The organism is Sphaerisporangium cinnabarinum (assembly GCF_055567015.1).
On record NZ_JBVHRG010000010.1, the window covers coordinates 144,385 to 157,074 of the forward strand.

Below are 12,690 nucleotides of genomic sequence, written 5' to 3' on the forward strand. Positions count from 1 at the left end.
GTCGTAGCAGCAGCGCAGGAGCCGCGTCCCCGCCCGGGGGCGCGGCTCCTGGCATGTCAGCCCTCGCTCGTCGGCCGTGCCCGTTCGTCGGCCCGTTCGTCGGCCCGTTCGGCGGCCCGTTCATCGGCCCGTCGACCGGCCTGGTGGTCGGCCTGCTCGCCGGCCTGCGCGTCGGGTGTCGACCGCGCAGGCGCGGGAGCCTCGGGGGAAGGGCGCTCGGGTGCGGGGTCGACGAGCGGCGTCGCGGGGCCGACGAAGGTCCGCAGCTCGCCGCCCACGAGGACGCGCGCCGGTACGGCGAGCGACCGCACCGCGCGTGCGAGCCCCGGGCCGGCGAGGCCGGGTGCGCCGCCGCCCGGCGCGACCGCAGCGAGGACGACGTTGCCGTACCGGCGCCCCTTGAGCTGCGCCGGCTCGGCGATCGCCGCGACGCGGCCGTCGTCCCAGGCGTCCTCGCCGAAGGCGGCGACGAGCGTCGCGAGCTCGCGCCGCACCGCGGCGAGCGGCGGCCGGTCCGCGCAGTTGACCAGGTAGACGCCCCCCGGCCGCAGGACGCGCCGTACCTCGTCGGCCATGCCGCGGGTCACGAGGTGGTCGGGCGTGCGGTCGCCGTGGAAGACGTCCCGGACCGCGACGTCGAACGACGCGTCGGAGAGCCCCTCGACCGCGTGCCGGGCGTCGTCGGGCCGCAGCCGCAGCCGCGGGGAGCGCGGCAGGTCGAACCAGGCGCGGACGAGCTCGAGGAGGCGCGCGTCGAGGTCGACCCCGAGCTGCGTCGAGCCGGGGCGGGTGTGCTCCACCCAGCGCGGCAGGCTGCACCCCGCGGCCCCGAGGTGCAGCGCCCGTACGGGTCCGGGGTGCAGCGCGTCGACGACGGCGGCCATCTGCTGCATGTACTCGAACGCGAGCATCCCCGGGTCGTCCAGGTCGAGGTACGAGCTCGGGACGCCGTTGACGTAGAGGGTGACCGCGGACGGGCGGTCGGGGTCGCGCTCGACGCGGGCGGTGCCCGTCGTGGTCGCGACCGGCTCGTCCGGGAGGTCGGACGCCGCGGGACCGCCGCGTGCGGATCCTCGTCGCCGGGGCGGTGTGGGTGGTGCGGAGGACGCTGGAGGACGTCGGGAGGTGCGGCGAGCCATGTGCTCACCGTACGGGCCGCGGGCACCCGGCACGTTGACAGGATCGAACAGGTGTTCGATAGTGGAGCAGGAGGTGCGCGATGTCGAACGAAGCAGGCGCGAGGGCGCAGGTCGTGGTTCCCGCCGAGGTGCGGCGGCTGCTCGCCCGCGCCGACGCGGAGCTCGTCGCCGCGGCGCTCGCGCAGGACGCGGGGGAGCGGTTCGTCCACGCCCACCTCGGTGCGCTGCGGGCCGCGGCCGCGGTCGTCGCGCTCCGTGCGCGCCCCCCGCGCCGTGGGCGCGCCCGCACGGTCTGGGAGCAGCTCGCGGACGCCGAGCCCGCGCTCGCCGCGTGGTCCGTGTACTTCGCGAGCGGCGCGCGCGTGCGTGCCGCCGTGGACGCGGGGCGGTTCGACGAGGTCGACCCCCGCCGCGCCGACGAGCTCGTGGCGTGCGCCGAGGACTTCCGCGACGAGGTCGCGATGCTCGTCGACCCGGACGCCGGCTTCGTGCGGCTGCCCGGGCTGCGGACGGTGGCGTCGTGACGGCCCGGCCGTCCGGTCCGCGGGCTCGGTGAGCACGCGATGAGCCGGGGCCCGCGCGCGGTCGTCCGCCGGGACTGGGGGGACGACGAGAGCGGTTGCTCGATCCTCCACGTCGACATGGACGCGTTCTTCGCCTCGGTCGAGCTCGCGCGGCGTCCCCAGCTGGTGGGTCGACCGGTGATCGTCGGCGGCGCCGAGCGGGGCGTCGTCCTCGCCGCCACCTACGAGGCGCGCGCGCTCGGCGTCCACTCGGCGATGCCCATGACCACCGCGCGCCGGCTGTGCCCGCAGGCCGTCGTCGTGCCGCCGGACCACGCGCGCTACCACGAGGTCTCGCGGTCGGTCATGGCCGCGCTCGGCGAGATCACCGCGCTCGTGGAGCAGGTGAGCGTCGACGAGGCGTTCCTCGACGTCAGCGGTGCCCGGCGCCGTCTCGGTCCGCCCACGCGGATCGCCGCCGCGCTGCGGCGGCGGGTCCAGGCGGACCACGGGATCACGTGCTCGGTCGGGATCGCGACGACGAAGTTCGTCGCGAAGCTCGCGTCCACGCACGCCAAGCCCGACGGCATGCTGCTCGTGCCCGCTGCGGCGACGGTGCCGTTCCTGCGCACCCTGCCGGTCGGGGCGCTGTGGGGCGTGGGGGAGCGCACGGAGGCCGTCCTCGCGCAGTGGGGCATCCGGACGGTCGCCGAGCTCGCCGACACCGACGTGGCGTCCCTGCAGACGGCCGTCGGCAAGGTCTCGGGCGCCCACCTGCACGACCTCGCATGGGGTCGTGACCCGCGGCCCGTCCAGCCCGAGCGCTCGGAGCGGAGCATCGGGGCGGAGACGACCTTCGAGCACGACCTGCGCGACCTCACCGCCGTGCAGGCGCGCGTGCTCGAGCTCGCCGACCGGTGCGCCGGCCGGCTCCGGCACCAGGGCCTCGTGGCCCGCACGGTGAGCGTCAAGGTCCGCACGAGCGACTTCCGGACCGTCACGCGGGCCCGCACGCTCGGCGCCCCGACGGACGTCGCGCGCGAGATCTACCTCGTCGCGCGCGAGCTCGTCGCGGGGGTGGACCTGCGCGGGCTCGCGGTCCGGCTCGTGGGGGTGCGCGCGGAAGGTCTCGAGCCGCGCGCGGAGGCCGTCGTCCAGCCCACGCTCGAGGAGGCCGTGGTGGAGACGAACGCCGTCCGACGGCGCGCGGAGGAGGCCGTCGACGCGGTCCGCGGCCGTTTCGGGGTGAGATCCATCGCGATGGGGCCTGCCCGGGCCCGCTCGACTACCACCCCCGCGGATGTCGATCTATCCTGAGGGTGTCACACGACCACCGTGGAGAATCGGGGTGCTCATGCCTCTGTCTGAGTACGAGCAGCGGGTCTTGGAGCAGATGGAGCGCGCGCTCACCTCGGACGATCCGCGGTTGGCGAACACGCTCCAGGCCCCTCGACGTCGCTCTGCGCTGCGCTACGTCCTGGCCGGTGTCGGCGTCGTGGGAGGGCTGCTCCTGCTGGTGCTGGGCGCCGCGCTCTCGCAGACCTGGCTCGGCGTCATCGGCTTCGTCCTGATGTTCGCCGGCGTCGTGCTGGTCTTCCAGGCACCCCGCGCGTCCCGCAAGGGACCGGTCGGCACCGTCGACCCCGACGGCACCGTCCGTCCGGCGACGGCGAGCAGGTCGTCGCGGAAGCCGTTCCTCAGCCGACTCGAAGAGCGCTGGGACCGTCGGCGCGAGCAGGACGGTCGCTGAGCGACCTCTCGATCCCCTCGACGGCGACGTCGACGAGCGCCTGGAGGCGCTCCGGGGCGACCGTCTCGCGCGGGCGCGGGGCGTAGCGCTCCGACTCGAGCGCCGACGCGAGGGCCGTGAGCGCCTCGGCGACGTCCTCGTCCCCGGCGTCGACCCCACGCCGCTCCTGCAGGGTCGCGACGACGACGACGGGCACGCGGCGCGGCGTCGTGGACGACGGCCACCGCACGTCCAGCGCACCGAGCCGTGCCACGAGCTCGTCCCACGCGTCCTCCGCGTCCCGCAGGGTCTCCGTCTCGCTGCGTCGGCGCAGCACGAACCAGAGTCCCGCGGCGAGCACGGCCGCGACGAGCAGCGCCACACCCCCGACGAGCGGCCACGAGGTGGAGTCCTCCCGCGAACCACCCGTCGTGCCGCCGCTCCCGGGGTCGGTGGGTGCCGGCGTCGGCGCCGCCGACGGCGCGGCGGTGGTGGCGCCGGGCGTCGGGACGTTCCCCGGGTCGGCCGGACCGCCGGGGGTGACGGCGACCGGGGTCGCCCACCGCGGCGTCGGGCCGGTCTGCTGTGCGGGCGTCGGCTCGAACCGCACCCAGCCCTGGCCCGGGAAGTACAGCTCGGGCCACGCGTGGGAGTCCCGCCCCGTGACCTGCCAGCTCGAGTCGTCGACGCGCTCCCCGGGGAGGAAGCCGACGCCCAGGCGCGCCGGGATGCCGAGCGTGCGGGCCATCATCGTCATCGACGTCGCGAACTGGACGCAATAGCCCGTCCGGTCCTGGAGGAAGTCCCAGACGGCGTCGCCGGAGTCGCCCGGCGGGACCTCCGTGGAGTACGTGAACTGCGAGATGTCGCGGAAGTAGGTCTGCAGCGCGAGCGCCTGGTCGTAGCGTGTCGTCGCGCCGTCGACGACGGTCGTCGCGAGGTCGCGGATGTCCTGCTCGTGCTCCGTCGCGGGCACGTCGAGGTAGTTCGGGTCGTCCGGGTCCGCGCCGCTGGCGCCGCGCAACGCGTCGGCGTCGAGCGGCCGCGGGAAGACCGTGAGCTCGTAGGACGTGCCCGCACTCGTCGGCTGCTCGCCCAGGACCTCGTCACGCACGTCGTCGTACGCCCAGTCGCCGTCGATCCCGACGGTGCGCGGCTCGGTCGGGACGGGCAGCTTGGTGTCGCGCAGCGACTCGAGCGTGACGCGCAACGACGTGGGGTCCTCGACGGCGCCCGGGTCGTCGGGCCACAGGAGCTGGTCGCCGCCGTCCACGGGCGTGCCGTCGCGGTCGGCGCCGCGTCGCCAGTTCGTGCCGTCGAACCCGGTGAGCGTGAAGACGCGCAGGGGACCGACGTTCTCGCCGTCGGTCCGGTAGCGCAGGACGACCTCGCCGGACCGCTCGGCGAGGTCGCGCCGCATGTCCAGGTCGTCGGAGAGCCGGACGGTCTGGCCGGTCGAGGAGAAGAGGCGCGACCACGACGCCGACGCGACCGCGGGGAGCGAGGCGCTCGCGGCCCCGAGCCCGAGCGCGGTGACCGCCACGGCGACGGCGACGACGAGCGCGCCCGCGGCGCGCAGGCCGCCGGCGGCGCGGTCCTCCGGGCGCCGCGCGGTCGCCCCGCGCCGCACTGCGCGGTGCGGGTTGTCCACGGCGAGGAGGAGCACGAGGGCGGCCACCGTCACGACGAACGCGAGCGGTGGGATCTCGCCGACGATGACGAGCCCGGGCACCCACAGGGCGAGGAGCGGCAGTGCGACGCCCGCGCCGAGCCGCAGCCCGCCGGCCATGAGGTCGGCGACGACGAACACCACGACCGCGCCGCCGACCGCCAGGAGGGCGATCGGCAGGCTGGGGTCGATCGGGGCGACCTCCGCGAGCGTGAGGTCGCGCGCGGTGGCGAGGCGGGACAGCACGCGGTCCACGTTGGACAGGCCGATGAGGAGCGAGAACCGGTCCGTCGGCCCGCCGTACAGCCCGAGCAGGGCCCACAGCCCCACGACGAGCCCCGCGAGCGAGGGGAGGAGCGCCGCCGGCGGGGCGAGCACCTCGCCGCGCGCCGCGTGGCTCCGTTCGAGCGCCCACCGGCTGAGGCCGGTGACGAGGGCGAGCACGGCGACCACGCGGACCGCCGTGCCCGTCCAGCCCCCGGGTCCGACGACGCTCCCCAGCGCGTACGCCGACGCGACGACCGCGGTGGCGACGAGCGCGCTCGTCGCGAGCACGCGCAGGCCCGCGGAGGCCGAGGTGTCCGGTCGTCGGGGTGCGGTCATCGTGAGCCCTCCACGAGCAGGGTCCAGGCGTGCTCGATCGACACGGACGGGTCGACGAGAGCAGCGTGCCACCCCGTCGAGCGGAGCGCGGCGACGGTCTCGACGGCGTCGGCGTGCTCGGGCGCCCACGGCCGGGTGCTCACCACGAGGGCGCGGTGGACGCCGTCGCCGGCCATCGCGGCGACGGTGTGCCGGGCGACGGAGCCGAGCGGCCCGAGGACGGCGACGGTGATCTCGCCGGGACGACGGTCGCGGCGCAGCGCCTCGGACGTCGTGACGACCGAGCGGTCGGCGTCCGCGACGACCTGGTGCCCGTGCAGGTCGACCGTGGCGTCGAGCAGGTCGGCCGGGCCCTCGCCGGACCGGTTGACCCGGAAGCCCGTGCCGGAGACCACCGCGGCGAGCGACGTAGGGACGAGGCGGACGGGGTGCCCCGCCTGGAGCAGCGAGACCCCGATCGACGCCGCGCACTCGACGGCCCACTCGCCGTCGGCCAGCGCACGCGGGCTCGACGCGGCGAGCTCGGGGTGCGGCAGGAGGCCCCGGTCGAGGAGCACCGTGACGGGCGGCAGCCCCGCGCTCTCGTCGGAGCGCACCATGAGCTGGCCGCGGCGCGCGGCGCTGACCCAGTGCACGCGGCGGGGGTCGTCACCGGTGACGTAGTCGCGCAGGATCGAGTCGTCGCTCGACGCGAGCCTCGCGCCGGAGGCCGAGCGCTCGTGCTCGCCGAACGCCCGCGTCCCGCGCACGGGCAGCTCGACGGTGCGCGGCCAGACGGCCACCGCGGTCGGGTCGCCGAGCTCCTGCGTCGCGCTGACGAGCCCGAAGAGGTCGGTCCGCGTCGTGAGGAGCGGACCGAGCGGCCACCGGCCGCGCCGCAGCGGTCGCAGCCGGTACCGCACGGCGATGTGGTCGCCGACCGTGGCGACCTGCGCGCGCAGCGAGCCCTGGTCGCACAGCTCGTGCGCGGCCTGCTCGCTGATCCGCAGGCGCGCGAGCGTGGACGCCGTCGACGACGTCGTGCGCGCCGCCGCGACGGCCAGGCGCGCGGTCGTGAACTGGCCGCGCACGGCCGGGTTGGGCTGGACGCGGCGCGTCACGTGCAGCGCGCCGCGTCCCCGGTCGATGCGTCGGACCGCCATCCAGCACCACGCGGCGCCGACGGTGAGGATCCCGGCGGCACCGAGCCCGACGAGGTCCGGCAGGCCGAGCGTGACGCCGAGCACCACGAGCGCCGCGCCCGCGCCGAGCACCACGGTGCCCCGTCGCGTGGGGCGGGCGCTGGCGAGGCTCCGGGTCCTGCGCCGGAGCCGCGCGAGGAACGACGGGCCGCGCACGTCAGCGTCGCTCGGTCGCGTCCAGCGCGGGGATCGGCGTCTGCGCCACGAGGGACGCGACGACGGCCTCGGCGTCCTGGCCCGAGAGTCGTGCCTCGGTGGTGACGACGAGCCGGTGCGCGAGCACGGGCACCGCGAGGTACTGCACGTCGTCGGGGAGCACGTGGTCGCGCCCTGCCATCGCGGCCAGCGACTTCGCCGCGCGCAGGAGCTGGAGCGTCGTGCGGGGGGAGGCGCCGAGGCGCAGGCCCGGGTGCTCGCGCGTCGCGGTGACGAGCGCGAGGACGTAGCGCTTGACGGCCGTGGACGCGTGGACCGAGCGCGCGACCTGGGCGAACCGCAGCACGTCCGCACCGGTGGTCACGGGCCGCAGGTGCGCGAGCGGGTTGTCCGTCTCCTGGCGGTCGAGCATGCGCAGCTCGGCGTCGACGTCCGGGTACCCCACGGTGAGGCGTGCCATGAAGCGGTCGCGCTGGGCCTCCGGGAGGGGGTAGGTGCCCTCCATCTCGACCGGGTTCTGGGTCGCGACGACGAGGAACGGGCTCGGGAGCATGTGGGTCGTGCCGTCGACCGTCGTCTGGCCCTCCTCCATGCACTCCAGGAGCGCCGACTGGGTCTTGGGGGAGGCGCGGTTGATCTCGTCGCCGATGACGATGTTGGAGAAGACGGGGCCCGGGCGGAACTCGAACTCGTGGTTCGCCGCGCGGTAGATGTTGACGCCGGTGAGGTCGCTCGGCAGGAGGTCGGGCGTGAACTGGATGCGGCCGACCTTGCAGTCGATCGTGCGAGCCAGGGCCTTGGCGAGCGTGGTCTTGCCGACACCGGGGACGTCCTCGACGAGGAGGTGCCCCTGCGCCAGGAGGACGGCGACGGTGACGGTCACGAGGTCGGGCCGCCCGGTGACCACGGACTCGATGCCGGAGCGGATCCGTCCGGTCGTCTCGACCAGCTCGTCGAGACCGGCGAGGTGTCCTGCGCCGGGCTCGTCGGAGGGCGCGACAGGGGCGATGTCGGGGAGCACGGGGACCTCCGTCGTCGGTGGCGCAGGGGCCGCGGACCGGCGAGACCGCGGGTGGGAAGAGCCTAGTTGACGGGGGAGGGTCCGCCGACCCGTGCCCGGGGGCCGTCGCGCCGGGCTGTCCCGCCCCGGGCCCTCCCTCTCCCTCCACGGCAGCCGAGCGCGCCCGCCCTCGGCCCGCCTGCGAACGTCCGGCGCGCCCGGGATCCGCCCGCCGCACGACGGCGGAGCCTCGGGGCGGCGTCCGCGACGCGCCCTGGGGAGTGCTCCCCTCCACCGTTCTCCACCCCTGCTGACCTGCGGAGATCCTGCGAAGACGGGTGAAACTCGCGAGTTTCACCGAGAGCGGTGGAGGGAAGTGGAGTACCGTGGAGCAGAAGGGAGAAGGAGGGGAGGTGCCTGGTGCATGTCCGGCTTCGTGGACGACGTGCTCGGTGGTTCCTCCGGCCTGCTCCTGGGCACCTTCACGCCGCGTCTGGACGACAAGGGGAGGCTCATCCTCCCCGCGAAGTTCCGGTCACGGCTCGCTCCGGGTCTCGTCATGACGCGGGGGCAGGAGCGCTGTCTGTTCCTGCTGCCGATGGACGAGTTCCGGCGCATGTACGACCAGATCCGGCAGGCGCCGGTGACGAGCAAGCAGGCCCGGGACTACCTGCGCGTCTTCCTCTCGGGGGCGAGCGACGAGATCCCGGACAAGCAGGGACGTGTCTCGATCCCCGCGCCCCTGCGGGCGTACGCGGGGCTCGACCGCGACGTCGCCGTGATCGGCGCCGGTACGCGCGTCGAGATCTGGGACGCGCAGGCGTGGGAGACGTACCTCGCGGAGCAGGAGTCGGCGTACTCCGACACCGCGGAGGAGGTGTTCCCGGACCTGCGCTTCTAGGGCCGAGCACCCCCGGCTCCGCACGGTGAGGCCTCCTCCCGCCCGGTCTGGCGCACTTCCCCGGCGCCAGAAAGGACGCGGAGGGAGACCTGACCGTACGGGTCCCCAGCGCGGCACGACCAGCAGCACCCGAGCACGACGACCAGCCGGCGACCGGCACGACGACCAGCAGAGAGAGGAGGAGGACGTGACGAGCACCCCCGACGACGCCGCCGAGCGGCACGTCCCGGTCCTCCTCCAGCGCTGCGTCGACCTGCTCGCGCCCGCGCTCGGCGAGCCGGGCTCCGTGCTCGTCGACTGCACGCTCGGCATGGGTGGCCACACGGAGGCCGTCCTGGAGCAGGTGCCGACGGCGCGCGTGGTCGGCATCGACCGCGACCCCGAGGCGATCGACCGCGCGTCGCGCCGCCTCGCGCGCTTCGGCGACCGCTTCCGCGCCGTGCACGCCGTGTACGACGAGATCGACGCCGTCGTGGCGGACGTGGTCGGGGCACCGGTCCAGGGCGTGCTCATGGACCTCGGCGTCTCCTCGCTCCAGATCGACGAGACGGAGCGCGGGTTCTCCTACGCCCACGACGCCCCGCTCGACATGCGCATGGACCCCACCGTCGGCCTCACGGCCGCGGACGTCCTCAACACGTACGACGAGCGCGCGCTCACCCGGATCCTGCGCGACTACGGCGAGGAGCGGTTCGCCCAGCGGATCGCGCGGGCCGTGGTGCGCCGGCGCGATGAGCAGCCGTGGGAGCGCAGCGCGGACCTCGTCGACCTGGTCCGCGCGTCGATCCCGGCGGCCACCCGCACGACGGGCGGCAACCCTGCCAAGCGCACGTTCCAGGCGCTGCGCATCGAGGTGAACGGCGAGCTCGAGGTGCTCGAGCGCGCGGTCCCCGCCGCGGTCGACGTGCTCGCCGTGGGCGGGCGGATCGTCGTCGAGTCGTACCACTCGCTCGAGGACCGCATCGTCAAGCGCGTGCTCGCCGCCGGCGCGACGATCAGCGCGCCCGCCGGGCTGCCGGTCGTACCCGAGCAGGACGAGCCCTACCTGCGCCTGCTGACCCGGGGGGCCGAGGAAGCGCCGGCCGGGGAGCGCGAGACGAACCCGCGGTCCGCGTCCGTGCGCCTGCGAGCCGCCGAGCGCACCCGCCCGACACCGCCGCACCGCCGCCCGTCCGCCGGCCGCCGCTCGCCGGCGCCCGGCCACCGACCGACCGACCGACCGCACGACCCGGGGGAGACGACACGATGAGCGCACAGAGGTCGACCGCCGCCCGCCCGCTCCCGCGCCCGGCCCGGCCGGCGCCCGCACCGCGCCCGTCGCTGACCGCCCTGCCGGGCGGCGCGTCCGAGCGGGCGCTGCGCTCGCGCCTCGAGCTCGTCCGGGCGCCGCTGCAGGCGCGCTCCAAGGTCCCGTTCCTCGTGGTCTGCATGTCGATCCTCGGTGCCGCGCTCCTGTGTGCTCTCCTGGTGAACACGACGATGGCGCGCAACTCCTACGAGATGTCGGAGCTGCGCCGGGAGGTGAGCCGCGTGGCCCAGGACACGCAGAGCCTGCAGCTGCAGGTCGCCGAGCGGACGACGGCGCTGCCCGAGACCGCGCGCGGCCTCGGCATGGTCGATGCGCAGGACCCGGCGATGGTCCGGCTGTCCGACGGCACCGTCCTCGGCGTCGCGCAGGAGGGGGCGGGGGAGTGACGCAGGGTACGGGCGCCGGGCGCACCGGCCGGTCACGACCGGCCGCGGGCACCCCGCGCCCCCGTCCCGCCACCACGGCCTCCCGGGCCTCCTCGGGGGGCCGTCCTGCGTCCGGTGCCCGGCGGGCACCCGACGGTCCGGCGTCGGCGGGCCGACCCGTCACCGCGCGCACCACCTCGGCGCGCACGACGTCGGGTCGTACGTCGACGACGCGCAGCACGTCGGGGCGTGCCCCGGCGTCGCGCGCGCCGCGCGGCGCAGGCGGTCCGCCGACCCGTCCGGCCCGGGGCACGCGCGAGCCAGGTCGACCCGAGCGGCGGCAGCGCTGGCTCATCGTCGTGGCGGGCGTGATCACGGCGGTGTTCGTCGCGCAGCTCGTGAACGTCCAGGTGCTCCGCGGGCCCGCGCTCGCGGCCGAGGCCCAGAACGACCGCACGCGCAGCTCGACGACGCTTGCGCACCGCGGCGACATCACGGACGCCGACGGCGTGGTGCTCGCGACGTCGGTGGACCGGTACACCGTCGCGGCCGACCTCCAGGCGATCGCACGCTTCGAACCCCGCTCCGGCGACCTCGTCTCCGGCGAGCCGCTCGAGGAGGGCGGCGCGGTCGGCGTCGCGAAGCTGCTCGCGCCGATCCTCGACCGGTCCGCGGTCGAGCTGGCGGCCGACCTCGTCGGCACCTCGCGGTACCTCATCCTCGAGAAGGACGTCACGCCCGAGGTGCAGCGCCAGATCGCCGACCTGCGGCTGTCCGCGTACGTGAGCACGACCATGACGAGCGAGCGCACCTACCCGGCGGGCACTGTCGCCGGCAACCTCGTGGGCTTCGTCAACGACGAGCAGACCGGTGGGGGAGGGATCGAGGCGTCGTACGACGACGTGCTCGCCGGCACGCCCGGTTCGCGCCGGTGCGAGGCAGGCCTCGGCGGACAGCTCATCCCCACCGGCCGGTGCGACGTCGTCGACGCGGTGCCGGGCCGGAACGTCCGGCTCACGACCGTGCGCGACGTGCAGTGGAAGGCGCAGGACTCGATCGACCGGGCCGTGAGCGAGACGGGCGCGGAGTACGCGATCGCCGTCGTGCAGGACGTCCGGACGGGCGAGGTGCTCGCGCTCGCGGACTCGGGCACGGTGAACCCGAACGACCGCTCGACGGACGCGGTCGCGCGCCCGAGCCGTGCCGTCGCGAACGTGTTCGACCCCGGGTCGACGGGCAAGGTCATCACGATGGCCGCGGCCATCGAGGGCGGCCACGCGGACGCCGGGTCGCGGTTCGAGGTGCCCGACCGCTACACGACGCCGAACGGCCAGACCTTCCAGGACTCGCACGACCACCCGGTCGAGCGCCTCACGCTCGCGGGCATCCTCGCGCAGTCGTCGAACACGGGCACGGTCCAGGTCGGCGAGAAGATCCCCAAGCAGGTCCGCTACGACTACCTGCGGAAGTTCGGCTTCGGCCAGAAGTCGGGTCTCGGGCTGCCGGGCGAGTCGGCGGGCATCCTGCACCCGGCGGACTCGTGGGACGGCCGCACCGAGTACGCCGTGCTCTTCGGCCAGAGCGTGTCGGTGAACGCGATCCAGGCGACGAGCGTCTTCTCGACGATCGCGAACGGCGGGGTCCGGACGACGCCGAGCATCGTCGCCGGGACGACGGACGAGCGCGGCGAGCTCGTGCCCGCGGAGCGGCCGGCACCGGAGCGCGTCGTCTCCCAGGAGACCGCGGACACGGTGCTGCACATGATGGAGTCCGTCGTGGAGGAGGGCACCGGCTCGAGCGCGTCGGTGCCGGGCTACCGCGTCGCGGGCAAGACCGGCACCGCGGAGGCGGCCGGCGAGGACGGGCGCCTGTCCGGGATCATGGCGTCGTTCATCGGTGTCGCGCCCGCGGACGACCCCCGGTACACCGTGTCGGTGTTCCTCAAGAACCCGCACTCGTCCATCTTCGGCGGCGTCGTCGCGGCCCCGGTGTTCAGCGAGATCATGGGCTTCACCCTCGAGCACGAGGGCGTCCAGCCGAGCACCGAGCCCTATGTGCCGCTCCCGACGACGTGGTGAACCTCACCGCCCCTCTCCCGGTCGCCGGTGAAGGTCCCGTGAAGCGCGCCCCCGGGC

11 protein-coding genes are annotated in these 12,690 nt (G+C 75.4%); 7 read left to right on the forward strand and 4 right to left on the reverse strand.

Annotated elements, in window-relative coordinates; genetic code table 11:
• Positions 1–56: 56 nt before the first annotated feature.
• Positions 57–1,139, reverse strand: coding sequence for a fused MFS/spermidine synthase (locus ACZ4MO_RS15135; protein ID WP_175009549.1), 1,083 nt, complete (start codon positions 1,137–1,139; stop codon positions 57–59).
• A gap of 80 nt (positions 1,140–1,219) precedes the next feature.
• Between ACZ4MO_RS15135 and ACZ4MO_RS15140 the strand changes: the two genes are divergently transcribed.
• From ACZ4MO_RS15140 to ACZ4MO_RS15150, 3 genes are read left to right on the forward strand one after another with little or no spacing between them, the layout of a single operon-like run.
• Positions 1,220–1,663 carry an SAV_6107 family HEPN domain-containing protein gene (locus tag ACZ4MO_RS15140; protein ID WP_175009548.1) on the forward strand — a complete coding sequence of 148 codons (444 nt, stop codon included), beginning with the start codon at positions 1,220–1,222 and terminating at the stop codon, positions 1,661–1,663.
• 39 nt (positions 1,664–1,702) lie between these two features.
• Positions 1,703–2,959 carry a DNA polymerase IV gene (locus ACZ4MO_RS15145; protein WP_175009547.1) on the forward strand — a complete coding sequence of 419 codons (1,257 nt, stop codon included), beginning with the start codon at positions 1,703–1,705 and terminating at the stop codon, positions 2,957–2,959.
• Between the two features lie 37 nt (positions 2,960–2,996).
• Positions 2,997–3,392 carry an SCO2097 family morphological protein gene (locus ACZ4MO_RS15150; protein WP_175009546.1) on the forward strand — a complete coding sequence of 132 codons (396 nt, stop codon included), beginning with the start codon at positions 2,997–2,999 and terminating at the stop codon, positions 3,390–3,392.
• On the opposite strand, the gene ACZ4MO_RS15155 is transcribed toward ACZ4MO_RS15150, so the two are convergent.
• The 3 genes from ACZ4MO_RS15155 to ACZ4MO_RS15165 form a co-directional block, all read right to left on the reverse strand.
• Positions 3,340–5,643, reverse strand: a complete 2,304-nt coding sequence (locus ACZ4MO_RS15155) for a transglutaminaseTgpA domain-containing protein (protein WP_175009545.1) — start codon at positions 5,641–5,643, stop codon at positions 3,340–3,342. The genes ACZ4MO_RS15150 and ACZ4MO_RS15155 overlap by 53 nt on opposite strands.
• Entirely contained in the window at positions 5,640–6,899 is a 1,260-nt protein-coding gene (locus ACZ4MO_RS15160) for a DUF58 domain-containing protein (RefSeq protein WP_186810468.1), read from the reverse strand. Before ACZ4MO_RS15160 ends, ACZ4MO_RS15155 begins: the two co-directional genes overlap by 4 nt.
• Before the next feature lie 82 nt (positions 6,900–6,981).
• The gene (locus ACZ4MO_RS15165) at positions 6,982–7,989 is read right to left on the reverse strand and encodes an AAA family ATPase (RefSeq protein WP_222592415.1); all 1,008 of its coding nucleotides are present in this window, start codon (positions 7,987–7,989) and stop codon (positions 6,982–6,984) included.
• A gap of 457 nt (positions 7,990–8,446) precedes the next feature.
• Here ACZ4MO_RS15165 and mraZ point away from each other — a divergent pair, with 457 nt between their 5' ends.
• From mraZ to ACZ4MO_RS15185, 4 genes are all read left to right on the forward strand, one after another.
• On the forward strand, positions 8,447–8,881 hold the full coding sequence (gene mraZ, locus ACZ4MO_RS15170; RefSeq protein WP_031316739.1) for a division/cell wall cluster transcriptional repressor MraZ: 435 nt from the start codon (positions 8,447–8,449) through the stop codon (positions 8,879–8,881).
• Positions 8,882–9,068: 187 nt separating this feature from the next.
• Positions 9,069–10,130, forward strand: a complete 1,062-nt coding sequence (gene rsmH / locus ACZ4MO_RS15175; protein ID WP_175009542.1) for a 16S rRNA (cytosine(1402)-N(4))-methyltransferase RsmH — start codon at positions 9,069–9,071, stop codon at positions 10,128–10,130.
• Positions 10,127–10,576 (forward strand): cell division protein FtsL, encoded by a 450-nt coding sequence (gene ftsL, locus ACZ4MO_RS15180; RefSeq protein WP_175009541.1) that lies wholly within the window; start codon positions 10,127–10,129, stop codon positions 10,574–10,576. The genes rsmH and ftsL overlap by 4 nt, the downstream gene beginning before the upstream one ends.
• A gap of 338 nt (positions 10,577–10,914) precedes the next feature.
• Positions 10,915–12,633 (forward strand): peptidoglycan D,D-transpeptidase FtsI family protein, encoded by a 1,719-nt coding sequence (locus ACZ4MO_RS15185; protein WP_255437325.1) that lies wholly within the window; start codon positions 10,915–10,917, stop codon positions 12,631–12,633.
• Positions 12,634–12,690 lie beyond the last annotated feature (57 nt).